Origin of the sequence: Pedobacter nyackensis (genome assembly GCF_900176505.1) — a bacterium.
In the GTDB taxonomy this organism is placed as follows: Bacteria; Bacteroidota; Bacteroidia; order Sphingobacteriales; family Sphingobacteriaceae; genus Pedobacter; species Pedobacter nyackensis.
Genome location: NZ_FWYB01000005.1, coordinates 1 through 24,663, shown reverse-complemented (window position 1 = coordinate 24,663; position 24,663 = coordinate 1). Strand labels below are relative to the sequence as shown.

At 39.9% G+C, this 24,663-nt stretch carries 15 protein-coding genes and 1 rRNA gene; 8 read left to right on the top strand and 8 right to left on the bottom strand.

Going from position 1 to position 24,663, the window contains the following annotated elements:
* Positions 1 to 156 precede the first annotated feature (156 nt).
* The 6 genes from B9A18_RS11125 to B9A18_RS11100 all read right to left on the bottom strand — a co-directional run bounded on the left by B9A18_RS11125 (position 157) and on the right by B9A18_RS11100 (position 10,108).
* The gene (locus B9A18_RS11125; protein ID WP_084289372.1) at positions 157 to 1,599 is read right to left on the bottom strand and encodes a zinc metalloprotease; all 1,443 of its coding nucleotides are present in this window, start codon (positions 1,597 to 1,599) and stop codon (positions 157 to 159) included.
* Positions 1,600 to 2,100: 501 nt separating this feature from the next.
* Positions 2,101 to 3,387: a purple acid phosphatase family protein gene (locus B9A18_RS11120; protein WP_084289371.1), complete on the bottom strand. Its 1,287-nt coding sequence runs from the start codon at positions 3,385 to 3,387 to the stop codon at positions 2,101 to 2,103.
* 23 nt (positions 3,388 to 3,410) lie between these two features.
* Entirely contained in the window at positions 3,411 to 4,883 is a 1,473-nt protein-coding gene (locus B9A18_RS11115) for a SusD/RagB family nutrient-binding outer membrane lipoprotein (protein ID WP_084289370.1), read from the bottom strand.
* Between the two features lie 12 nt (positions 4,884 to 4,895).
* Positions 4,896 to 8,348: a SusC/RagA family TonB-linked outer membrane protein gene (locus B9A18_RS11110; RefSeq protein ID WP_200816349.1), complete on the bottom strand. Its 3,453-nt coding sequence runs from the start codon at positions 8,346 to 8,348 to the stop codon at positions 4,896 to 4,898.
* 97 nt (positions 8,349 to 8,445) lie between these two features.
* Positions 8,446 to 9,462 carry a FecR family protein gene (locus B9A18_RS11105; protein ID WP_084289368.1) on the bottom strand — a complete coding sequence of 339 codons (1,017 nt, stop codon included), beginning with the start codon at positions 9,460 to 9,462 and terminating at the stop codon, positions 8,446 to 8,448.
* A gap of 91 nt (positions 9,463 to 9,553) precedes the next feature.
* Positions 9,554 to 10,108 carry an RNA polymerase sigma-70 factor gene (locus B9A18_RS11100; RefSeq protein WP_084289367.1) on the bottom strand — a complete coding sequence of 185 codons (555 nt, stop codon included), beginning with the start codon at positions 10,106 to 10,108 and terminating at the stop codon, positions 9,554 to 9,556.
* A 153-nt stretch (positions 10,109 to 10,261) separates the two neighbouring features.
* On the opposite strand from B9A18_RS11100, the gene B9A18_RS11095 reads away from it, so the two are divergent.
* From B9A18_RS11095 to B9A18_RS11070, 6 genes are all read left to right on the top strand, one after another.
* Positions 10,262 to 10,885 carry a Crp/Fnr family transcriptional regulator gene (locus tag B9A18_RS11095; protein ID WP_084289366.1) on the top strand — a complete coding sequence of 208 codons (624 nt, stop codon included), beginning with the start codon at positions 10,262 to 10,264 and terminating at the stop codon, positions 10,883 to 10,885.
* Between the two features lie 72 nt (positions 10,886 to 10,957).
* A complete protein-coding gene (locus B9A18_RS11090; protein ID WP_084289365.1) occupies positions 10,958 to 11,896 on the top strand; it encodes an NAD-dependent epimerase/dehydratase family protein in 939 nt (312 codons plus the stop codon).
* A 95-nt stretch (positions 11,897 to 11,991) separates the two neighbouring features.
* The gene (locus B9A18_RS11085) at positions 11,992 to 12,432 is read left to right on the top strand and encodes a hypothetical protein (RefSeq protein ID WP_084289364.1); all 441 of its coding nucleotides are present in this window, start codon (positions 11,992 to 11,994) and stop codon (positions 12,430 to 12,432) included.
* Between the two features lie 100 nt (positions 12,433 to 12,532).
* The gene (locus B9A18_RS11080) at positions 12,533 to 13,909 is read left to right on the top strand and encodes a TolC family protein (RefSeq protein WP_084289363.1); all 1,377 of its coding nucleotides are present in this window, start codon (positions 12,533 to 12,535) and stop codon (positions 13,907 to 13,909) included.
* 5 nt (positions 13,910 to 13,914) lie between these two features.
* Positions 13,915 to 17,103 carry an efflux RND transporter permease subunit gene (locus tag B9A18_RS11075; RefSeq protein WP_084289362.1) on the top strand — a complete coding sequence of 1,063 codons (3,189 nt, stop codon included), beginning with the start codon at positions 13,915 to 13,917 and terminating at the stop codon, positions 17,101 to 17,103.
* Between the two features lie 58 nt (positions 17,104 to 17,161).
* Positions 17,162 to 18,262: an efflux RND transporter periplasmic adaptor subunit gene (locus B9A18_RS11070; protein WP_084289361.1), complete on the top strand. Its 1,101-nt coding sequence runs from the start codon at positions 17,162 to 17,164 to the stop codon at positions 18,260 to 18,262.
* A 124-nt stretch (positions 18,263 to 18,386) separates the two neighbouring features.
* On the opposite strand, the gene B9A18_RS11065 is transcribed toward B9A18_RS11070, so the two are convergent.
* The gene (locus B9A18_RS11065) at positions 18,387 to 20,141 is read right to left on the bottom strand and encodes a S8 family peptidase (RefSeq protein ID WP_084289360.1); all 1,755 of its coding nucleotides are present in this window, start codon (positions 20,139 to 20,141) and stop codon (positions 18,387 to 18,389) included.
* A gap of 160 nt (positions 20,142 to 20,301) precedes the next feature.
* On the opposite strand from B9A18_RS11065, the gene B9A18_RS11060 reads away from it, so the two are divergent.
* Positions 20,302 to 21,120: a 3-keto-disaccharide hydrolase gene (locus tag B9A18_RS11060; RefSeq protein WP_084289577.1), complete on the top strand. Its 819-nt coding sequence runs from the start codon at positions 20,302 to 20,304 to the stop codon at positions 21,118 to 21,120.
* Positions 21,121 to 21,170: 50 nt separating this feature from the next.
* Positions 21,171 to 23,777 (top strand): DUF7133 domain-containing protein, encoded by a 2,607-nt coding sequence (locus B9A18_RS11055; RefSeq protein WP_084289359.1) that lies wholly within the window; start codon positions 21,171 to 21,173, stop codon positions 23,775 to 23,777.
* A gap of 589 nt (positions 23,778 to 24,366) precedes the next feature.
* Here B9A18_RS11055 and rrf read toward each other — a convergent pair.
* Positions 24,367 to 24,478 (bottom strand): 5S ribosomal RNA (gene rrf, locus B9A18_RS11050).
* Between the last annotated feature and the right edge of the window lie 185 nt (positions 24,479 to 24,663).

Below are 24,663 nucleotides of genomic sequence, written 5' to 3'. Positions count from 1 at the left end.
TAAAACTGATTACCGGAAATATTTGTTGAAGGGAACCTATACATAAAATAAGAATATGGATTGAAACTAAAATTTATATTGTAAGAAATAAGGATAATAAAAAGTTTCAAAGCTTTGCCAACTACCCAGTCGAGTTGGCAAAGCCAGAAATATAATTTAAAGTGCAATCACTTTTATTGACGATGCTTTATCATTAAAAGTAGAGGTATAAGAACTTGATGAAGTAAGCTCAATACTGCTTCCTGTAAAGTTATCGCCATCATACATAATCACTTTTACGCCTAAACCTACATTAACTGATGATACATCATTATTGCTGATCCCTAGGCTAACTAAATCGGCGGTAGTATATTGTCCTACAGGCAAAGATATGCCATAACCGCCATAGCTTGCATTCTGGAAGAATTTAGCTGATCCATTTGAGCCAATTTGTGGTACACCATTTAAAAATGAGAACGAATACGTTTGGGTAATTACGTTTCCATTTTTTAGCAATAACTTGGCTTTTAACTCATAAGGCTCATTGTTTTTATAATAAAGTTCGCTTAACGGAATGCTTCCAGAAATGGTATTTCCTGTTCCCGGCGTAAATCTCCAGGTTACGGCATTGTAATCTTTGTTCGTTCCTGTTCCTTCACTGTTTACATTAGGGTCCATATAAACTAAAATATCACTTACATCCTTATTACTGGTAAAACTACCTGTTAAATTAAAGGCTTGGGTAGTGCTATTGAAAGTTGCATTTGCACTAATGGTAGTTGTTGCACTTTCATAAGGTGTTTCTGTTGGTAATGGATTTTGGAAAACCTCATTGCGATTCAATATAGCTGCATCAACCTCTGTTAAAAAAGTAGGCTGGCCTTTACTGAAAGTTACGTTTCCTGAGCCCATTAAGGAAGTACCTAATGTTGGTTGCTCTGATGCATACTTGGCATGATCATGTGGAAGATTTAATCCATGACCAAGCTCATGCAGCATTCCTCCTAAATAATTAGAGTTTGGATTTGGGATCTTATCTACCGCCATATTTGCATTATCTAATGCAAAGCAGTTCTTACCCCAGCCATAAAAAGGTTGGTCGCCAGCATCAGTTCTTTGTGGCAATAAGATCAGCATATGAGATGAATTAGAAAATTCTGATGCATGTGTAGCTTTGTATGCATTTATTTCATTCAGAATTTTAGTTGCAGATATGCTAGAAGAATAAGGATAATCTGCCTGTGGTCCTGCGGCAGGTATTTCGATAAATCTAATTAGATTGGTAGAATCAACTTTGGCTAATCCCATATACTTATCATAACCATATCTCAACATCTCGGTATGCAACCAAGTTTGAAAATGCGTAAACAAAGCCGTTAATCGTGTTTTATAATCTGGCAATGCCGGATTATCTGTGGGCACAAACATCACGATATTAAGATTTTTGGTATTCGTTACGAAAGTTGGCGTGGTGGTTTCTTCATGAAGAGTCGATGTCTTCATTTTTACACTTATGGCTTCTGTTTCGGCAACCGGCACTTTTTTACAGGCATTAATTAACAAAGTGCCTGTAATCATAAAGAGCAGGCTGAGGCGAAGGTGGTTTTTTCTGTTTTTCATACTTAATTTTTATAGTTTAAAGTTGGCTGGGTAAAGTCTAAAATTTAATTTAACTCCTCGTTTCCACGATAGCTCCCTCACCATTCTCTAATTTTTGAGGTTATTTTCAGTATGGTCGAGCCCGAAAAAATTTCTGCCTTGGGTAAGCAGGCCGCCATAACTCATTCAGTAGTCTTCTTCTTTTCGTATATGGTTTGGTTAGTTTAGTTGCAGAAAAAGTATTTGGTTCTATTCAAATATGTTGCTTTAAACAGCTAAAAAAGATGAATATTCAAAACAAAAGGGTAGAAAAATCAAAAACAATTCACGAGGCTCATAAAAGCTCGACAAATTGCAGCTTGACTCTACATTAGTTACAATTCCGAGTAAAAAAGAACCTATCTGGTTTTTAAGTGACGCATTAAGTGGGGATAAATAAAAAGGTTGTATATAATTTGTGAATTATATACAACCTCTATTAGTTGATATTTCAAAAGCCTAAACTCGTGAAACATTTAATTATTATTTCCTTGCAGCCGGATTCAAGTCTTTAAATTCTGCAGCACGATCGCGGCTTGTTTTTTTCAGGGAGAAAGCATCGAACAGTTCCCCAGAGGTTTTGTAAGCCTCAAATTTCAAATTTTGACCGTCTACGCGAATCGTTTGGAAAAGCTGGGTATTTTCCAAAGATACATTCATCCACCGCGCGCTATCTACTTTGTACATCTTAGGTCCCGCTACAGAAACCAAATAAACCGGTCCACTCGCCTCTCTGCCAGATAGGCCTCGTGGAAGGTTTTGTCCGCGGCTATAGGTATGATCATGCCCCTGCAAAACCAGATCGATGTGGTACTTATCAAACAAAGGTTTGAACTGTTCTCTAAATTCTTTGTTGTCTCTACTTTTGGCAGTAGAAAAAATAGGGTGATGGAAGGTAATTACTGTCCACAATTTCTTATTTTCTTTTAAAACCTTTTCCAACCATTCGTACTGAATTTTAGCTGAAGCTTCATCCAGGATAATCATCTGAGAGTCAAGAGATATGATCCGAACATTCTGATAATCGACATAGTATACCGATTCTTCCAATCCTTTAGGCCCATTTCCTGGTAAGGTATATTGTACACCCCAGTGCGGATCCAGAATCAGCTTTCTCTTGTCATCTCTTACATATTCATGGTTACCCGGAGAAGGCAAGCTAGGGATCATCCCGTTGATAAAACCACCCCCGTAATGCCACTCACCCCATTCCTTATCATTGTTGGAGCGGTTAATCAAATCACCGGTATGAATGATGAATCGGGCATCAGGCTGATGCGCAAATGCTTTACGGATGACGCGAGACCATTTTGAACGGATATCATTCTGAGCATCACCCAGATAAATGAAAGAAAAAGGTTTGTTGGTATTGGATGCTGTGGTAAATTGAAACCATTCACTCCAATAGTCCCCCGCCCCTACACGGTAAGCATATACCGTTCCCGGCTTCAGATTGGTAAAAGTAACCTGATGATATTTTGCAGTGGCATAATTATTTCCACCTGACAAAACACGGGATCCGGCATCGTAAGTAGTGATGGACTCTTCCAGAGCCGGACTAGAATCTTCAGCTTTGATTTGCGCCTTAGAAGTCGCAATGGTTGTATCTGTACGCCAGGTAACGGTCTGACTTACTTCAGGATTTCCGGTCCAGGTTAAAATCACACGGTCTGGGAAGGGTTTCGGATTAAAATCCTGAGCATTTGTTTTGCTGATGGCCGCCACAACAAGCAGGAACATCAGCGCTATCGGTCTTTTTAAGCTAATCATATTAAATTTGATGTGTTTTTAATCTATTTCAGAGACCACATTAATGTAGACTCCTTGTCCGCTCCGAAAGCAGACACTGCTTTTTGGTAATTGAGTTTGTTTTTGGCCCTTTCAGAATCTGGGAATACATAGCGTTTCGGGATTCCACGTCCCGCAGCAAGCGGTCCGGTTACGAAAGCAGGATAACCAGTACGACGCTGATCAAACCAACCTTCTGCACCTTTGAACAGCATGGCCATCCATTTCTGCGTGATCAACTGCTCTGGTGAACCATCGTACTTCACGAGAGACTGATCGTAATAACTTGCAGGGGCTGTTACCGCATAACTACTCATCGACTCTTTAATTGCTTTATAATACATCGATTCTGCAGTTTCCCCAGACACATTTAGCTTACCTTTCTGCATGGCTTCGGCCAAAATAAAACATAGCTCGGTATAGGTAACCAAACTGGCTTTCAACAAAGGATTTGAAGTAGCACCGTTCTTTCTGAAAAAAGTAGAAGAAAAAACAGATACGTGATCTTCACCGCCGTTATAAGCAGAAGGTGCATCAATAGCGTTAGGTACACCAACATATCTATTGAGATCTACCGTTGAACCTGTTGTACTTTTAACGGGCTCAACCCAAACACCCAATCTTGGATCGTTTCTTTGAACAAGGCGATCAACCAGTTCTTTACTTACTTTTGTTTTCTGGTAATCAAAATCGATCATTGCCAAAGGGCCACCAGGCCAGCTATATGCAGCCAGGTTCCCGAGGTAAGGAATTTCAGCATTATCAGCACTGCTTTCAAAAATTGGATAAGCCGTTTTATCGCTGATGATTTCCTGCATTTCGGTGAATGCTGGTGCATAATTTTTAGAAATGCGCAACAACATTCTTAAACGCAAGGTGTTGGCAAATTTCCGCCACTGTAAGGCTTTACCTTTGAACATCACATCGGCTTTGGCATTGATTTCCGCAGCCCCCCCTTTCAAAAGGTTATTGGCTTCACGAAGTTCCTTTAACAAATCCGGGTAGATCACTTGTTGCTGGTCGTACTCCGGGTAAATCACATTGCTCTCTTTAGATTTAAGCGCCTGCGAGTAGGGAACATCTCCATACAAATCAGTTAAATAACTGAAGTTAAAAGCCATTATAATTTTGCTGATCGCAACATACTGATTCTCGGAACGCTTCTGTGCAGTTTCCATGAAAGTCTTGTTTACAGACAAGCGGGCATAAATATCATCCCAGTCTACAGGCCCCCAATCAAAAAGATCATAGCCGGTATTGCGAACCAATGTTAGATACCGCGCTGCAGATGCCGGTCTCCTGCCCACTGCATTTTCCTGGTAGGCATAAGCAGTAGACAAAACCACTTCAGACATCAGGAACTCGGTATTGGTGGTTTCAGGAGCATTTGGATTGGTATTGATTTTTTCAAAATCTTTAGTGCATGCACCCAGTAGGGTCATAAACAGCACCAGAATGGTTTTATATTCGAATTTCATTTCTGCTAGTGATTAAAAATTACAACTTAATTTAAAGCCAAAAGAGCGTGTTCCTGGTAGTGTCCAGTGGCCAACTCCCAATTTAAAGCCTTCAGTAACACTCATCGTAGTTTCTGGATCATAACCCAATCCATTGACCGTCCAGGTATACAGATTTCTACCGATCAGTGAAAAAGAAAGGTTGCTGATTGGAAGTTTACGCAAGAGTTGCTTATCAAACACATAAGTTAAGGAAGCCTCTCTCAACTTCAGGAACGATGCGGAATAGGTTAAGCGTTCATAATACTTATTATAAGTATTGTTGTAAAAATCAGAAGCAGCAATAATGACCTTATTTTCGCCGAATGTACCATCGCCATTGGCTATGTAACCAGGAATAATCATCCCATCGTTCCGATTTTTCCCTTGCGAATCCACCCAGGGTAAACCACCGGTCGCCGCATCTCGACCCGCAATGGTATTGTCTGTCAAACCTGCATTGATCAAACTCTTAACTACATAAGAGTAGAAGTTACCACCCTTACGCCAGTCTAAGAGAAAATTAAGGGTAAAACTTTTATAGCTGAAAGTATTGTTAAAGCCCACCGTAAAATCAGGATTGTAATTACCTACTTTGATATATTCGCTATTGTTACGAATGTAATGCCCAGTTTTATCCAATAAAGCCGCGCCGGCGTTTGGCCCACTTGGCACCTTGGTATAACTCGGTGTATAAAAATCTCCAATTTTGGTTCCCTCTTTAATGAGGTAACGGATATTATCTCCATCGGCACTACCCATAGAGTATTCAGGCAAACCCTCCATCAAAGAGATTACTTTATTTTCATTCCTGCTGAAGTTTACATTCATTTCCCATTTCAACGCTGCTTTTACCGGAACGGCGAAGAAGCCAATTTCCCATCCGCTATTCTGAATGTTACCAGCATTGATCAAGCGGTTTGAAGCACCCGAGGCAATGGTTGTTGGGATATTGATGATCTGGTTTCTTTTGTTTGTTTTATACCAGGTTACATCCAGTCCCACACGACTATCAAGGAAGCGCAGATCTCCTCCAAATTCATAAGAAGTAGCAATCTCTGGTTTTAAGAAGTTATTTTTAAGATTAAATTCAATAGTTGCCCTTTTCACATCACCCCAATCCTGGTTAAAAGGAACGGTATTAAACAATTGATAAGGATTGGTATCACTACCAACCTGTGCCCAGTTAGCTCTGATTTTTGCAAAAGACAACACATCAGACTTAACTTTAAATACATCGGTTAAAACTGTGCTTAAGGAAACCGAAGGATAGAAATAAGAATTGTTTTCTGCAGGAAGTGTACTAGACCAGTCATTCCTTCCAGTCACATCCAGGAACACCATATCTTTAAAAGAAGCGTGTCCCATTCCATACAAACTATTGATCCGTTTGCGGGAGTTGTATTGAGAATTGGTTATCGTTCCTGCCTGTGCATTGTTAATGTTGTAAATTCCGGGAATACTCAAACTTTCGGTACGCTGAGCAGTACTTCTGGCAGTTTGATTCATCTGATTACCGCCAACAGACAAGATAAATGACCAGTCTTCATTTAAAGTTTTCTTATAACTCAACAGAAAATCCGTATTCTGCTCCTTGAAGAAACTATTATCTACGCCATAGCCACCAAATTTAAAACGTTTGGAACTAAAAGGACGTTTGGTTTCATGTTGTTCATTATACATGTCAAGCCCGGTCCGTGCCATGAAACTCAGGTCACTGGTCAGGTCAATCACAGCCTGTACATTCCCGGTTATGCGGTTTCTATCATAGCCATTGGTATGTTCGTAGGCCACAAAATATGGGTTATCCGAATCGTCTGCTGAGAATTGTTCTATATTTTCCCGGCCTGGTTTCCAATAATTTCTCAAATCTTTAATGCTCATATTAGAAGGCATCGAATAAAGCATTTGCGTTACGCTTTCCCGGTAAGCCGATGGGCGGTTATCGCTCTTATTGTTTACATAGCCCAGGTTAGTACTGATTTTAACTTTAGGATGCAAGACATAAGTTGCTGCCAGATTTAAAGTATTCCTGCTCAAATCTGTATTGGGTACAATACCTTTATTCACCAGATTAGTATAGGAAAGTCTGTAATTACCATCTGCATTCTTACCGGTAATGGCAATGTTATTGGTAGAAGTAGAGCCAGTCTCATAAAAATCCTTGGCATTGTTGGGATGTGAAACCCAATCCGTAAGTACTGGTTTCCCATTGGCATCAAGTGGACTATTCCATTGTAGGTGTTTGGTACCTACATCTAATCGAGAACCCCAGGCTGAGGTAGTAGAAACAGCCGGGTCATCGGTATATTCTCCTGCACCGAACTGATTTTGGAAATGAGGGAACATCCAGGCCTGGTCGTACATGGCATTGGAGTTGAAACTCAGCCCTAAGCCTTTTTTATTTACCGCACCACTCTTTGTAGTGATCAGCACCACGCCACTTCCTGCCCTACTACCATATAAAGCCGCAGCACTGGCGCCTTTCAATATGGTAATACTTTCAATATCATCCGGGCTGATGTCAGCAATGGGGCTACCATAATCTACTGAAGAACGCCCTACCTCCGACGTTGCACGTAAGGAATGTGCCACAGGAACACCATCCACAACAAAAAGTGGCTGGTTGTCTGTCGCAATAGAAGATTGTCCGCGAATTGTGATGAAGGCAGAAGAACCCGGATCAGAACCTGCACTGACCACATTTACACCGGCCACTTTTCCGGCCAGGGAATTGATGACATTAACTTCTTTAACTGTGTTTACATCACTGCCTTTAACATTTGCAATGGAATAACCCAGTGCCTTTTCAGAACGTTTAATACCCAATGCGGTAACTACTACTTCCGAAAGTGCAGTTTGATCGGGTTTAAGGTTCACATTAATTACCGCCTGACCGTTTAAAGAAAGTTCCTGGGTCTGATATCCCATCATTCTAAAAAGAAGTGCAGCTGAGACATCCTTTACATTTAGACTATACTCCCCATTTAAACTGGTAACAGTCACATTGTCCATACCTTTTTCAATAACACTAACCCCTGGTATAGGCAAGCCTTTTTCATCAGTGACCTTACCTTTAACGCGAATTGCTTTTTTTATAATAACCTGGTTGTTCTGAACCTGGTAAGTGAGTTGCATAGGGGTCAATATGCGATTTAGTAAACTGCTGACCAACTCATTATCGGCCTTAATGGTTTCAATTCGCCGATTCAACACGGCATCATTGTTGGTATAGACAAAAGAGAGACGGGTTTTCTTTTCGATATTTTTAAGTAATTCGGTTAAGGTACCGTGTTTAAAACTGAAGCTGATCCGACTGTTTAGGTCCTGAGCTTTGACAGGCGAAGCCTGCCCCGCAAAGAGCATTACAGAAAGAAAAATATAAATCAGGGTAAAAAAACGCATTACTTTAAAAATTAATTGATTAGTCACTGCGGACTTTTTCATAACTTTGAATGTTTTAATCATTGATGGGTTAAAATAAAATTGAAATTCTTAGCCGTAAGCGTGCGCCAACATGCTTCGGCTATTTTTGTATAGTTGTCTAATTACATTTACCTCCTTTTATATAAATTGTCTGTTTGTTAATGGTGTAACGGATATCTAAAGTCATTTGAATGGTTTTTAATACTTCATTTATGCTGACGTTATCAAATTTTGCGGTGAGTTTGCAAGGTTTGAAAGAGTGATCTGTTCTAATCTTAACTGCATACCGGCGTTCTATTGCTTCAAATACCTCTTCCATCGGAGTTTGATCAAATGTCATCTTCCCTTCAGTCCAACCAATGGCAAAATGGGCATCTTCTACATTTTCAAGATGTAGCAATCCTGATTTTAAATCGCAAACACCCTTTTGATTGGGTATGAGATGAATGGCTTTCGACTGTACTCCTGCGGAATCCCTAGATACCGCAACCTTACCTGTAAGCACTGTTACTTCAGGACTGGATTTTCCCCATGCACGGATATTAAAGCTTGTCCCCAATACTCTGGTCTGGATGTTTAAGCTGTGTACGATAAAAGGATGTTTTGGATCACGCTTCACTTTAAAGAAGGCCTCTCCGTTCAATTTAACCGTTCGAAAAGAAGCCTGTTTGATGTTGTCTGGGAAGCTGATGCTACTTCCTGCATTTAGCCAAATCTCGGTACTGTCCGGAAGCATGATATTGGTAATCTTTCCAGGACCTGACACTTTCGTGATCCAGGCTATTTGATTATTTGGTAAAAACCTTTGCTCGCTTTTATTAAATAAGATAAACATCGCCATCGCAGTCACAATTGCTGCTGCAGCCGACCAAATTATAAATGTTTTATTTTTTGCAGGCTTTTCTGTTTGCACTAAAGTCTGGATGCCAGCAAAACTTTCTTTCCAGGATTCATTTTGTGGCGCCATAGCAGTGCTTTCCCAAAGCCATATAGCCTGATCCAACTCCTGTTGGTGCTTAGGATCTTTGCGAAGCCAGTTCTGCAAATGCTTCTCCAAATCTGCCAATTCCTGCACCTTGCCCTGCTCCTTTGCAGATAAATAATCGAGTACTAATTTCCAGGTTTCTTGGTCCATCGTTATGCTTTTATAACTACAAGACAAGATTCAGGCTGCGATTACGGGTCGAAAAATGTTAAGGTTCTATTAAGAAATAGTTAAGTTCAATTTATCTGAATTCAGCTTCATTTTTCAAGACCTTTTCCTGTAAAAACTGAAATCCTTTAACCAGGTGATCTTCTACTGTGCGGACAGAAATATCCAATAAGGATGCAATTTCCTTATAACTGAAACCTTCAATTCTATACATATAGAAAATAAGACGCCTGCGTTCCGGCATTTGATCTATCAAATCATAAAGCATACGGATTCTGTCCTTATACATAAATGTTTGAAAAGGATCAGCCCTGACATCTATGATTTCCTGAACTTCCTCTTCCTCCAGATGCTGAAAATTTAATCTGGAAGTTTTATGATAGTTATTGGCTCCATTTTTTACAGCGCGAAACAAATAAGCCTTTTCATTAAGGAGCAGAATCTTATTTTTCCATATGGATATAAACACATCGTTTAAAATGAGCTGTGCCTCTTCCATATCTTTGACCAGATATATCGCGTACTTTTTAAGCGTAGGATACATGCGACGGTAAAGATCCTCGAATGCTTTGTCATCGAGTGTACGTACATCATCTTCGTTAAACCCGGCAGTATTATTTTCGCCCATAAAATATGAAGCAAAATTAGACCTGCCAAATGACAGACATATTAACAAAATGTTAAATGAATCCGGTATTCTTTTTTTTATGCCAATAAAAATGTGCTGTCCACCAATGTTTATTTTTCTCTACTTTTATAAACATAGAATTCGGGCTTAATCATGAAAAATCAAATGATTTCTAAAACAACATTGCAGATATTTAAGGAAGGACTCGCAAAATTCGTTACTTTTTCCGATGCGGAGTGGATCGAACTTACTCCTTATTTAATGGCTTCAAGCATTAAAAAGAAAGATCACTTTGTAGTTCATGGTAAAGTTTGCAAGCATGTAGGTTTCGTGATTAAGGGCTCTTTAAGATTTTACCATGTAAAGGATGGAGCAGAAATTACAGGATATTTTTGCTTTGAAAATGAATTTGTAAGTTCTTATAAAAGTTACCTCAAACAAGAGCCAAGCCTCACCTGCATCCAGGCCATGGAGGATACGGAATTGATTTTGATTGCTTATGAAGATATGCAGCAGCTATTGGCTCATCCTAAGCTTGCCTTTAAGATGGAGCAGTTTGGCAGGTTAATAGCCGAATATTATATCTGTTGCTATGAAGATCGGATTACTGCTTTCATTGTGCAAAGCCCCGAAGAACGTTACTTAACCATGCTTGAAAATCAGGCCGGCTTACTATTGCGTATTCCTCAGCATTATGTGGCCAATTTTCTGGGTATTACCCCGGTTTCTCTTTCAAGAATTCGTAAAAGGACTTTAAGAGGACCTGTAACCAGCTGAAATGCTTATCTTTTGTTAACGTTTTGAACACCTACAGCCGCTTACCTTTGACGTAGATCAAAACCAAAAACTATGCATACCATATTGGGAGCCGGCGGGCCATCAGCAAATGCGCTGACACGTGAATTGTTAAAGCATAATGAAGAAGTACGACTGGTTAGCAGGAGGCCGGTAAAGACTACCGATGCCCGGATGACCTGGAGAAAGGCAGATTTGTTGAACTATTCAGAAGTATTGGACGCTGTGAAAGGATCAACGGTCATCTATATGTGTGCAGGACTGGTTTATGATAAAGGAATCTGGAAGCAACAATGGCCAGTCATCATGCAGAACCTAATCAATGTAGCAAAGGAAACACAAGCCAGACTGCTATTTTTTGATAACGTATATATGTATGGATTAGTCAATGGCCCAATGTTGGAGAGTACCCCTTACAATCCTGTAAGTGTAAAGGGTGAAGTCAGGGCGAAAATTGCCACTCAGCTAATGGAAGAAGTGAAGTCGGGCAATATTCAGGCTACGATTGCCAGAGCTGCTGATTTTTATGGCACCGATTCTATGAATAGCTTCCTGGGCAGCATGGTGCTGGATAAATTTGCTAAACACCAAACTGCGCAATGGATCGGCGATCCTAAGAAACTCCATAATTTCACTTATATCCCTGATACGGGAAAAGCAATGTATTTGCTGGGCCAGCACGAAGCTTCTGGGAATCAGATCTGGCACCTGCCAACTGCCACACCAATAACCGGTCAGGAGATGATTACATTGGCCGCGGACATTTTTGGTGCAAAGGGCAACTTTACTACGGTGAATAAATTGATGCTGCAAATGGTTGGTTTATTTAAAAAGGTCGTTGCAGGGACAGTGGAAATGTATTATCAATATGACCACGATTATCATTTAGACTCCTCAAAATTTGAAAAAGCTTTTAATTTTAAACCTAGTACTTATGAAGAAGGTATCAAACAATGGTCAAATACCTTGATTTCGAAAAACGTAATAAGTTAGTACTTTGAAGTATGGAAAAAAGAAGGGTATTTAATATTGTGGTTTAAAAAACAATCTTTTACCTCGTTCAGATTAAAAACCCTACTTTTGCTGCAATGAAAAAATCAATGGAGTATAAATTAAACAGAATAAATCTTAAAAGCTACAAGCTTCTAAGTGCTTGCCTGTTGATTATACTTGTTGTGCTTTCATCCTGCGCCGTGAGAAAAGGCATCCAACATTTTCTTTCAACTCCTCCCCTGTCAAACATGCAGACCGGTAAGCCGAATAAAACAGGTTTAACGGCCAATGGCAAACTAGATGCGCTTTCTACAACTTGTGAAAAGCTAACCGACGCTAAAGACAATCTACTATCCTTTGTTAGTCAGCACAATTCAGGAAACGAAACATTTATGGTGCTCTATTTCGTGCTACCAGCTTTCCTTATTTCCCTGCTCGCTGTCTTTAACAATCATTTACAGCTACCAATTCCGTATTCACTACTGCGTTGGCCCGAGCTTTCTCTGTTTCTACAAAACAGACTTCTCTTAATATAGAATTAGCGAATTGCAGTTTCTTACTGCCCCTTATGTACTGGATTAAATACCGGTACTAGTTTACTATTTGCTCAATTCTATAATCTAACATTTAAAGAGAATGAAGTATACTCTTCAACTAACATGTTTGGTGTTGATTGCATTTGCCGCGCAACTAAAAGCCCAACAGAAAAATACATTAACACTCAAAGAAGCTTTTGCTGAAGCTGATCGAACTTATCCGGGCCTGGCCGAGCGTGCTGCTACCGTAGGAGAATATCAGATCCGTAAAAAGGAAGTCCAAAGCAGAGCCATCCCACAAGTACAGCTACAGGCACAGAATTCTTATGGAACTTTTCAGGGAAGTAGCGGCGCATTTTTTCCGGTTCCAGGTGTTTTTAATGTCACAGGTAACAATACACCCATAGGTAGCGGAGTTCAGGCAACTGGCAACACTTTTGGCTCAGTTGTTATGGACTGGAAAGTTTTTGAATTTGGAAAGCAGCGTAAAGCAATTGATGCCGCTGAATACCAGGCTCAGGGTGCTCAAAGCAGCTATGATGCCGCACAATTATCCTTGCATTCCAAAGTTAGCCGGCTATATCTTGATATTTATTACAGCCATGCCAATTTAAACTGGGCTGAAAAAAATGTGAAACGCGTTAATCAAATCCTCGATTTATCGGTTAGTCTATCATTGGCGGGCCTAAAACCCGGAGCGGATACGGCCCTTGCTTCCTCGGCTTATTCACAAGCTTTGGCAGTCAGACATGAATGGCTGGGCAAATATGAAGCAAGTAAGATAAACTTCCAAGAGGTCGTTCCATTACGAGATTGGTCACCACAAGAGCAAGTCCCAGCAATGGGTGACAGCATGGCTATAGCTACGGATAGTGTAAAAAAAGACCACCCTTATCTTCAGGTTATCGATAAGCAACTGCAGTATGAAAAAGCCATGGAGCAGGTAGCTTCTCGCAAAATTTTTCCATCATTATCTGTTCTTGGAGGGGTATCTACCAGAGGCAGTGGCATTGGAAAAAATGGCATAGCAGAAAATGGTCTAGGCTCAGGATACCAGAATTTTGCAGACAATTATCTTGTAGGAATCGGATTGACCTGGAATATCAGCGGAGCCTACACCAGTTCCCTTGAAAAGAAACGATCAAAAAAAACCATTCAGGGAGTTCAGGCGAAATACAATCTTCAAAGGTTACAAATGAGTACTTCTTTGCAGGCTTTATCATCGAGAATTACCCAACAGCAGCAACTACTCAAAGAAAGTGATAAGGCATTTAAAAAGGCCTCCGATGCATACGAACTTTATTTGTCCCGCTATGAAAGCGGATTGATCAATCTTACAGAACTACTTCAGATCCAGTCTTTACTAGAGGCTGCAGAACGTGAAAACATTCAAGCCGGTCAGAATTACTGGAACCTGATTACTGCTCAGGCTGAAATTTCGGGCGACTTTTCTTATTTACTCAACCATTTTAATTAAGCACTATGAATATGATTAGGTTTGCCCTAAAAAAACCACTCACTATAATGGTAGCTATAATTGCTATCGCCTATTTCTCTTTCACAGCAATACGAAATATAAATGTCGATATATTCCCTAAAGTTGAACTTCCGGTAATTTATATAGCCATGCCTTATGGCGGACTTACACCGGCTTATATGGATGGCTTTATGGCCAACGAGTTCCAGAAAGTACTGATTTTTGTTAGCGGGGTAAAAGCCATTGATTTTAAAAGTGTACAGGGTTTCACCTTAATGAAACTGACCTTTTATCCTGGTGCAGATATGGCCCAGGCTTCCGGAGAAGTCTCTGCACAGGTTTCCAGGGCGATGGGCTTTCTCCCTCCCGGGGCAGTTCCTCCGCAGGTAGTAAGATTTGACGGTAGCTCTATGCCTATTGGCCAGCTGGTGTTTGAAAGTCCTAAACGTTCTATTACGGAACTTCAAACACTTGCCCTGACTAAGATCAGGCCTATGTTTGTGACCATCCCAGGCGTAACAGCACCCGCCCCATTTGGGGGGAATGTACGTACCATGGTCGTAAAAGTAAATCCTGAACTGATGCAGTCCTATGGACTCTCCGCTCAGGAAGTAACCATGGCGATTGCTAAAAACAATTTCCCTTCTCCAGCCGGGAATATCCGCATTGGAGATCAGAACCTGATGAGTCCCTTAAACTCAGTTGCCAAGGGGCCTGAAGAATTCCTGAACATTCCGGTAAAACTTACTGCCGGTAACACCATTTTCATAAAGGACATCGCTTCGGTTGAAGATGCAGCGGATGTAACCACAGGATACGCAATCATTAATGGAAAAAGATCTGTTTATCTACCTGTAATCAAAAAAGCAGATGCTTCAACTTTAAAAGTTGTCGAAAACCTCAAGGCTTCAATCCCTAAGTTAAAAGCAGCTATGCCCGAAGATGTGGATATCAAATATGTATTCGATCAGTCAGGATATATAGAAAGATCATTGGAAAACCTGATCCACGAAGGGGTACTTGGTGCATTACTTACCGGGATTATGGTATTTCTTTTCCTAGGCGATTCAAGAGGTGCACTGATCGTTGTACTAACTATACCTATTGCGATACTTTCGGCGGTAATTATGCTGTACATGTTTGGCCAGACAATTAATGTCATGACACTAAGTGGTCTGGCACTGGCTATAGGTATACTCGTAGACGAAGCCACAGTGACGATAGAAAATATTCACCAGCATTTTGAAATGGAAAAGCCCAAACAACGGGCAATTCTGGATGCACTGTTAGAAATCTCCATCCCTAAAATCCTGATCTTGTTTTGTATCCTGGCAGTGTTGATCCCTTCATTTATGATGACTGGCATACCAAAGGATATGTTTATGCCGCTTTCAATGGCAGTTGCTTTTGCGATGATCGCTTCCTTTATAGCCTCACAGACCTTTGTACCTATTTTGGCCAACTGGCTAATGAAGCCTGAACTACTGGTTCATCATAAGCCTAACAATCAAAAGAAACCTCTAACCCGATTTGAGAAATTTAAACATGGTTACCTGGCCATTACAAAATATGGACAAAATAAAATTGCAGGCGTTTTAGGAATCTATACGCTTATCGTATTAGTACTTATCACTACAGGATCACTAATCATAGGAACTGATATACTTCCGGCGAGTAATAGCGGTGATATTCAGTTAAGGATTATTGCACCCGAAGGTAGCCGTTTGGAAAAATCCGAAGCCTACCTGAAAAAAGTTACCAGTATCATTCAGGAACAATTGCCAGAAAATGCAATAAAAATCAGCTCTGCTTTTGTCGGACTGCAACCATCTGCCACAGCCATTAATCCTATCTTTTTATTTACCAGCGGTTCGCACGAATCTGTGTTGCAGGTTTCCATAGATCAGCATCTTTTTACCGGATCCATTGCAGACTTAAAAGAATCTATACGTAAAGAAATCCAATCAAGTATACCAGAACTTAAAGTGAGTTTTGAACCTATAGAATTGGTGGAAAAGATCATGAGTCAAGGAGCTATGACTCCAATTCAGATTAAGGTAGCTGCAGCACAATTGAAGGGCGCAGAAAAGTTTGCTAAAAAGATTGAGGCCGAATTATTAAAAATACCATCCTTAAGAGATGTAAGGATAGCTGAACCCCTCAATTCACCAAGTGTTCAGATCAATGTGAACCGTGAACTTGCCGCACAGTTTGGTTTAACAATGGAAGATGTTGCTCGTACACTGACCATAGCTACGTCCTCCACGCGATTTACCAATAAAAACCTTTGGGTAGATCCAAAATCAGGATTGGTGTTCCAGGTACAGGTTCAGATTCCTGAAGCTGATATGCAGTCACTTGATAAGTTGAGGTCGCTGCCGCTAAAATCAGGAGCCTCAGGACCTGTTTTGGAAGATGTAGCAACTTTGTCATTGACTAAACTTCCTGCCCAGGTTAACAGAGAGGGACCAAACAGGTATGCCAGCATCCTTGCCAACACGCATCAGTCCGACCTTGGTACTGCATCCAAAGCTGTAAAAGAGGCAATCGACACTATTGGAGAGGCACCAAGAGGTGTTATTGTTTCTACAGAAGGATTAATGCAACTGCTTGACGATACACTTTCCGGACTTCAAACAGGGTTATTAGTAGCCATAGTGGTGATATTTTTAATGCTGACTGCCTATTACCAATCTTTTGCAGTCTCAGGATTGATATTATCCGTTGTTCCTGCCGTAATAGGCGGTAGTTTAATTATGCTCATCATCTGTGGAAGCACCTTGAATTTACAGTCCTATATGGGTATTATCATGTCGGTTGGGGTTTCAGTTTCAAACGCGGTACTGATGATCAACCAGGCAGAAGTAAACCGTTTAAAACATGGCCTTGATTCCAGACAAGCCGCATTTCTTGCTGCATCATCCCGACTTCGGCCGATCATCATGACTACACTTGCCATGATTGCCGGCATGATCCCTATGTCATTGGGCATGGGCGAAGGTGGAGAGCAGGTTGCCCCACTGGGTCAGGCTGTAATTGGTGGACTGCTATTATCAACTTTGACTGCACTGCTGGTATTGCCGCACCTATATACACTGGTCATGAAAAACAAAACCAGGAATAGCCCATCACTAGATCCAGATGATCCTGAAAATTCAAATCTAAAAAATGTATTAATTCCAACCGGTCAATAAATTAAATCATGAAGCCAATAAGATTAAAGGCTTCATCTTACAAAAAAACTATAAATAGATGAAACAAATCATTTGTAACCCACATACTAAACTATTTTATTTCCTTCCCCTTCTACTGTTAATAGCTGCATGTGGAAATGAAAAGCCTAAAATGGCCCCATCAAAATCTAAGAACCCGACCGCTGTAGAGGTAATTAATCCGATTTTAGATCAACCTGGGTATGCATTGGAACTACCTGGAGAATTAAAAGCTTTCGAAGAGGTTGTCTTATACCCAAAAGTAAAGGGCTTTGTTAAGAACATTCTGGTTGACAGAGGAAGCAAAGTGCGCAAAGGCCAATTGTTGGCTGTGCTGGAAGCCCCGGAAATCAGCCAGCAATACCTTGCAGCGAAATCAGATGAAAACAAATTCTATGAAGATTACCTGTACAGCCGTCAGTCTTATGATAGACTTAAAAAAGCATCTACAAAATCCGGTGCAGTAGCAGAAATAGAATTAGACAGGGCAAGAAGTAAATTCCGGAGTGATAGTGCCGCATTTGCTTCTGTAAAAGCAAAAACAGGTGTTTCTGCGCAGCTACAGCAATATTTAAGAATCACAGCACCTTTTGATGGCGTTATTACAGACAAAAAAGTCTCCCTTGGGGCTTTGGTAGGTGAAGGCTCACAAACTGCACTTTTTTCTATAGCCCAAACGAAGAATCTACGGTTAACTGTAGCCATCCCCGAGAAACACGCACAATCGATAAATAAGGAAACTAAAGTGTCTTTCACAGTAGCCAATCATCCTGGCAAGGTATTCCAGTCAAAGTTGTCGAGGATAAGTGGAGTACTTGATCAACAATCCAGATCAAGTACGGCTGAATTCGACGTTAACAATAGTTCTGCTGAACTTGGAGGCGGCGAGTATGCTCAGGTAAAACTGAATATGCGTAGGCCTGCTCCTACCACCTGGTTGCCTGTGAGTAGTATCGTAAATGCACAGTCAGGAACTTTTATTATTAAGGTGGCAGACAATATTATATCAAGAATCCCTGTTTCGGTAGGCATAAGAAAAGGAGAACTCCAGGAAGTTTTTGGAGAATTACAACCCGAAGATCAGATTGTAAAAGCAGCAACTGAGGAATTAACTGAAGGAGCGAAAGTAGTTATTAAATAAGAATTATTATTGGGGTGTTCACACTGTTTGGACACCCTAATTTTACGACATACATTAGTAATAGGATCAGGCTACCCCTGCTTCGCAAATCATTGATCACACAGTAACTAAGTACCTCTTTTCACTAAGGATTAGCTTTATATGTCGCAGCTAATTTTAAAGCCTGATAAGCATTTACAATCCCACCACTAACGCATAATTCTTTAAAGTATACTCTTTCTGATTCACCTCTTTCATTTTCTCGCTTAACTTTCTGTTCTACCTTAACCACAGATTTCATAATAATATCTCTTACCTGGTGTGGTTTTAGATCTGGATAGTAGGATAAAATTAAAGCAGCTAAGCCTGAAACCACAGGCGCAGCCATACTTGTCCCATCAAATTCTTCATACTTAGATCCTGGGACAGTTGAATTAATCATAAATCCCGGAGCAAATACATCAACCGTATACTTACCATAATTAGAAAAAGATGCTTTTAAAGTAGCATCATTTTTATAAGCACTAGCGCCAACTTCTATCCAGTTATTTGCTTGAGGTAACTGAAACTTAGCTGTATCTAATACGGTCTTTAATGGCCCAACACGCGTCTGTCCCATAGTGTTACCCCGCATCGGGTTTTGTACCATCTCCTTAAGAGTTGGTTCTTTCTTCTTGTGCAGTCTTTTATATTCAACAGCTTCAGGACTGTCATAATATTTGGTAGGATAATTCTCTTCAACATCATTATTCTTATTATCATTACCAGCGGCATGCACTAATAAAACCCCTTTCTCCGCCGCATATTTTACGGCTTCATCCACAACGGCTTTATTCCATTTAAAGCCTTTACCAAAACTCATATTAATTACTCGCGCCCCATTATCTACCGCATATCGAATACCATTAGCCACATCCTTATCACGTTCGTCTCCTTCCGGAACAACTCTTATGCCCATTATACGGACATGATCAGCAATACCGTTTATACCAATATTATTGTTTCTTTTAGCACCTATAATTCCCGACACATGAGAACCATGTTCTGCATTAGGACCTGCTACATCATTATTACCATAAATTCGCTCATTTGCATTATTATAATCATCACCAACAAGCTCTGCGCGTTCATCGTATTTAGGATTCAAGTTATAACGCAACATCACATCATACTGCTTGTAAGCGTCCTTCATTTCTTTATGAAACTTTTCGATTGACCCACTCTCTTTTGCCCCCTTCCTGATAATTTTCTTACAATGTTCCTCCATTTCATCATCAGCTTTATAAGTATCAATATCCTCTAATGAAGGAATAGTCTTATGATGCAACTTCCCTACAGAATCCAACACCTTATTTATAACAGCAATAACAGCAAATGTTTCATGAGCATCATTATACTTGATACCAAATTCAGTTGTCGCCTTAGTATAGAGCGCAAATTCTTCCTTTTCCGTACTATCTAATACCGTTGACTTAATCGTTGATCTATATTTAGGTTGATAAGCCCTGAGGATTCGAACCAATTCCAAATTATCGTAAGCTAAATTCCCCTTTTTAGACCCTATAAAGTTCCATCCATGTATATCATCTACATAACCATTACCATCGTCATCAATGCCATTGTTAGGAATTTCCTTCTTGTTGGTCCATAACACATCCTTTAAATCTTCATGATTAGTGTCAACTCCTCCGTCAATTACAGCTATAATTATGCTTTCTTTAGGTTTTCTGTTTTGTAGTATCTCTTTATAAGCTTTCTCAGTGCTTATCCCAAAGTACCCATCTTGCAACAAATCCAAATTATACCAATTTGCAGGAAGCTTAACATCCTTACTTTGCGAAAAAGCTGCTGTGCTAAAAAAGAAGCATATTGTAAAATATAATATATGTTTAAATCTCATTACCCAATATTTTGATAGATTCATCTGAAATACAATTATACGTTTTTATTACTTCCAGCTTAAACATTTAGCATATTTTAACACTAGAAGTGTGCGGTATTGTAGTCATTACTAATTGGATTCTATCATGCATATTAATATCTTACAATCAAAACAAGCTATGAAACCAACAACATCTTTCAAATTAACATTTCAAATTGGATTAGCACTATCCATGCTTATCTCCAGCTGTTCAACGCTCAAATCCAAGAATGATCCAGAATGGATAGATTTATTCAATGGTAAGGACATCAAAGATTGGAATGTAAAAATCAATCATCATGAGATTGGCGACAATTATGCAAATACATTCAGAGTTGAGGATGGTATGATTAAAGTCAGATATGATCAATATGGTGCCTACAATAACCAATTTGGCCATCTGTATTATAAACAACCATTTTCTCACTACCATTTGTTAGTAGAATACAGAATCACGGGCGAATGGAAATCAGATGCTCCTGCTTATACCATTAATAACAGCGGAATTATGTTCCATTCTCAGGATCCGAAAACCATGCTTAAAGACCAGGACTGGCCTATATCAATTGAATTCCAATTGCTGGCAGGTTTAGAAGATGGAAAACCCAGACCTACTGGTAATATGTGCTCACCGGGTACAGATGTAATATATGAAGGCAAAATAGACAAAAGGCATTGTATCGACTCAAAATCTAAAACATATAAAAAAGATGAATGGGTACGCGCAGAGCTAATCGTATTAGGAGATTCACTAATTACTCATCTTATCAATGGGGACACTGTTTTACAATATTCAAAGCCACAGATTGGAGGTGGAGTCGTAAATAATTTCGACCCAGCCGTTAAACTTGATGGAAAACTACTGAAAGAAGGGGTTATTGCACTACAAAGTGAAGGTCAACCTGTTGACTTTAGAAAGGTCCAAATTATGAATCTTAAAAAAGATACTAAGAAGTGAAAGGAATTATTTAGATATTCACGGCTACAACACAAACAAACTACATACAAATGATTAAATTTTCTTTAAGTCTCGTCGGCTCCCTAATATTCTTTGGGGGCATGAATTTTTTTGTGAGCAAACCTAAGGCTCCTATTGCTGCCCCGGAAGAACTCAAAATCACTCGTTTTGCAGGTCCGGAAGTTACACCAAGTCCTGCCTGCCTGGCAGTAGCTCCAACAGGTGAAGTATTTGTTGGAATAGATATGATTGGATCACTAGGGAAAGATCCAAACAAAGGTCGTATCCTCAAACTTATAGATAAGAATAATGATGGCACAATGGATCAACACATTGAATTTGCTATGGTTGACAATCCAAGAGGTCTAATTGCCCAGGGAGAGAAAGTTTTTGTTTTACACACGACCTTTTCTGCAGAAACGCGTGCAGCGACAGGTATGGATCTTGTCGTTTTTGAAGATAAAGATGGTGATGGGAAAGCAGATGGACCTTCAAAGGTACTTATTAAAAATATTAGCAATGCGAAATACATCAGGGAAAGAGGAACGGACCATGCAACTAATGGTATCAGAATGGGGATTGATGGATGGATTTACATTGCAGTAGGAGATTTCGGTTTCCATGATGCTACTGACCGAAGTGGTAAAAAACTAACCATGCTTGGAGGTGGTATTGTTCGTGTGCGCCCTGATGGCACAGGAATGGAAGTCTACACCCATGGTACTCGTAATGTTTATGATCTGGCAATTGATCCATATATGAATATTTTTACGAGAGAAAACACTAATGATGGTGGAGGATGGAATGTGAGATTTTCACATCATATCCAATCCGGAGAGTATGGATACCCAGTATTGTTTCAACATTTTACCGATGAAATAATACCGGCACTTGCAGATCTTGGAGGCGGCTCAGGAACAGGTGCATTGTTTATGGACGAACCAAACTGGCCCGAAAAATATAATAAAGTACCAATGATGGCCGACTGGGGCCAGAGTATGTTATATATACATAGGGTTACTCCTGATGGACCAACCTTTACGCAAAAGGATGAAGATTTTATTAAACTACCCCAAATTACAGATTTGGATGTGGATGGTTCCGGCCGACTCTATCTCTCAGCTTGGGATGGTGCAGGTTACTCAGGTAGCCCAAGCAAAGGATATGTAGCACTTGCAGTGCCCAAAAACTGGACTTACAAAGCATTCCCGGATGTAAAAAAAGTGTCTGTAAAAACATTAATTGAATTGCTAAAATCCTCAAGTGCTGTTGCACGTATAACTGCATCTCAGGAATTGATTAGCCGTCCAAATAAACAAGCAACTAAGGCTTCGCTAAAAGTTGCATCGGATAAAAGCCTTTCTTTAGAGTCCCGTATAGCAGGGATGTATACTTATGCACAACTAGCTAAAGAAAATGCAATCCCTTCTTTAGTAAAACTTACCCAAGAAGATGTAATGAGAGAATTTGCACTGCGTGCCCTTGCAGATTCTAAAGCATACCTCAAAAACGTGAGCGCTGAACCATTTTTACTAGGACTTAAGGATCCATCCAAAAGGGTTCAGGCAATAGCAACTATCGGACTAGGACGTTTGGGCAATCTAGAAACAGCTTCTGCTTTGCTCCAAACTAAAGTTCCTTCCTCATTTACAGAACCTGCAAAAGACGTAGAAGGTCCCCATGCCAATCCTAATTCCGACATTATTATCCCACACCTGGCTGTGCAGGCTTTAGTAAGCCTAAATGCTTTAGACGCCTGTATAGCAGCTATTGGAACTGAGCAATCAAATCTCGCATTATGGGCATTGCGCTACATGCATAACCAGAAAGCGGTTGATGGATTGATAAAAGCTTATCAACAATCTAAAGACGAAAAATTAAAAAAACAAATCCTGATTACGCTATCGCGTCTTTATAAAAAAGAAGATAGCTATGATGCATCATGGTGGTGGGGTACCAGACCAGATTCTCATGGGCCATTCTTTAAAGCTGTACTTTGGGAAGGATCACCAGCTATCGAAAAATTTATATTAGCAGAATCTAAAAAAACCGATGCCAATGGAAGACAATTTTTTATAGATCTGAACGCACGTCACCGTATGGAAATTCCTGCCTTTGCCGTGGAAGAGAAAATTGCAGCAACAGAAGAGCAAAAAGTCGACCTGGAGAAAATAAAGAACAAAGAAGGTCAGGTTGGAAACTCATCTATCGAAGATGTGCTTTTGGCTATAGCTAAATTACCAGGCGATCCAGTAAAAGGTAAGGCTATATTTACGAGTCAGGGTTGTTTCGCATGCCACAGCATTAAAAAAGGCGAAAAAATGAAAGGCCCTTTTATGGGGCAGGTCGGTTCAATTATGAATCGGGAACAAATAGCAGAGTCTATTCTTAAGCCAGATGCCTCTATTTCCCAAGGCTTTGCTACGGTAATGATATCTGCAAAAGGAGATAAAACCTATATGGGATTCATAACCGAAGAAACCGCTACCAAAGTAGTCATGAGAAATATTGTTGGCGAAGTATTTAATATTAAAGCCACCGATATCTTATCCCGCAAAGAAATGGACTCTTCTATGATGCCAGCAGGCCTTGCTAATTCATTATCTTATGAAGAGCTCGCATCACTAGTAACATTTCTATCTCAGCAAAAAAAATAATCTTATACTGCAGAAGGATATTCAATCCTTCTGCAGTATAAACTATTTATCCTATCCTCGGTTCTACCAGATTGCTCATACTTAGAACCTCTTCAACACTCTTATCATCATTACCTACGGCATGTATGCTAACGCTCAATACTTATTTCAAAGTAAACACTTAGTAGGCAAATCCATAAGTCAACATTAGTCTGCTAATTAGAATTTCCGAATAAAGCAGAGTATCAGGAAAGGACACCAAACACCGTTACAAAACTTCAAGTAGATAGGCTACCCTATTTAGCCATCCTAACGACAAGGCAACAAGTTCAGAATGCTACAAGAAGCATATGGATTATGTACCATATAAATTATGATTATAGCAGACAGCATGGATGCTATAGAAATTACAAACCTTCTTAATCAAATATTGGAATCCTTGAAAAGATGATGATGGTACAGAGGAAATATTATTTCCCTCAACCTGGAGCGTTACAGGATTCTTTCAGAATAATAATGGGGCAAAATAATTTCCCGTAGAACCTGCTTATAAAAAAAAACCGATTAACAAGAAAAGCCGATAGTCTTCTGACTACCGGCTTTCTTTAAGATTTGGCACCGACCTACTCTCCCACGTGTTACCGCAGTACCATCGGCTCTGGTGGGCTTAACTTCTCTGTTCGGAATGGGAAGAGGTGGACACCACCGATATAGGCACCTAAATATTTTTAATGATTTAGTATATATCTTTTCGCTTTATTGCGCAGCTTTCGCCTTGCAGCTTTTACACTAAACAAATGACATATTATTGAAAGAAGTTAAGTTAGGAAGAACAAACAACAGTTTACTGCTCTTGAAAGCTTCGGATGATTAGTATTACTCGACTTTGATGTCACCACCTTTACAT

Bases quoted from the DNA above. Each gene is read 5' to 3' on its own strand.
- B9A18_RS11125 (WP_084289372.1), bottom strand. From the start codon at position 1,599: ATGAAAAACAGAAAAAACCACCTTCGCCTCAGCCTGCTCTTTATGATT.
- B9A18_RS11120 (WP_084289371.1), bottom strand. From the start codon at position 3,387: ATGATTAGCTTAAAAAGACCGATAGCGCTGATGTTCCTGCTTGTTGTG.
- B9A18_RS11115 (WP_084289370.1), bottom strand. From the start codon at position 4,883: ATGAAATTCGAATATAAAACCATTCTGGTGCTGTTTATGACCCTACTG.
- B9A18_RS11110 (WP_200816349.1), bottom strand. From the start codon at position 8,348: ATGAAAAAGTCCGCAGTGACTAATCAATTAATTTTTAAAGTAATGCGT.
- B9A18_RS11105 (WP_084289368.1), bottom strand. From the start codon at position 9,462: ATGGACCAAGAAACCTGGAAATTAGTACTCGATTATTTATCTGCAAAG.
- B9A18_RS11100 (WP_084289367.1), bottom strand. From the start codon at position 10,108: ATGGGCGAAAATAATACTGCCGGGTTTAACGAAGATGATGTACGTACA.
- B9A18_RS11095 (WP_084289366.1), top strand. From the start codon at position 10,262: ATGAAAAATCAAATGATTTCTAAAACAACATTGCAGATATTTAAGGAA.
- B9A18_RS11090 (WP_084289365.1), top strand. From the start codon at position 10,958: ATGCATACCATATTGGGAGCCGGCGGGCCATCAGCAAATGCGCTGACA.
- B9A18_RS11085 (WP_084289364.1), top strand. From the start codon at position 11,992: ATGAAAAAATCAATGGAGTATAAATTAAACAGAATAAATCTTAAAAGC.
- B9A18_RS11080 (WP_084289363.1), top strand. From the start codon at position 12,533: ATGAAGTATACTCTTCAACTAACATGTTTGGTGTTGATTGCATTTGCC.
- B9A18_RS11075 (WP_084289362.1), top strand. From the start codon at position 13,915: ATGAATATGATTAGGTTTGCCCTAAAAAAACCACTCACTATAATGGTA.
- B9A18_RS11070 (WP_084289361.1), top strand. From the start codon at position 17,162: ATGAAACAAATCATTTGTAACCCACATACTAAACTATTTTATTTCCTT.
- B9A18_RS11065 (WP_084289360.1), bottom strand. From the start codon at position 20,141: ATGAGATTTAAACATATATTATATTTTACAATATGCTTCTTTTTTAGC.
- B9A18_RS11060 (WP_084289577.1), top strand. From the start codon at position 20,302: ATGAAACCAACAACATCTTTCAAATTAACATTTCAAATTGGATTAGCA.
- B9A18_RS11055 (WP_084289359.1), top strand. From the start codon at position 21,171: ATGATTAAATTTTCTTTAAGTCTCGTCGGCTCCCTAATATTCTTTGGG.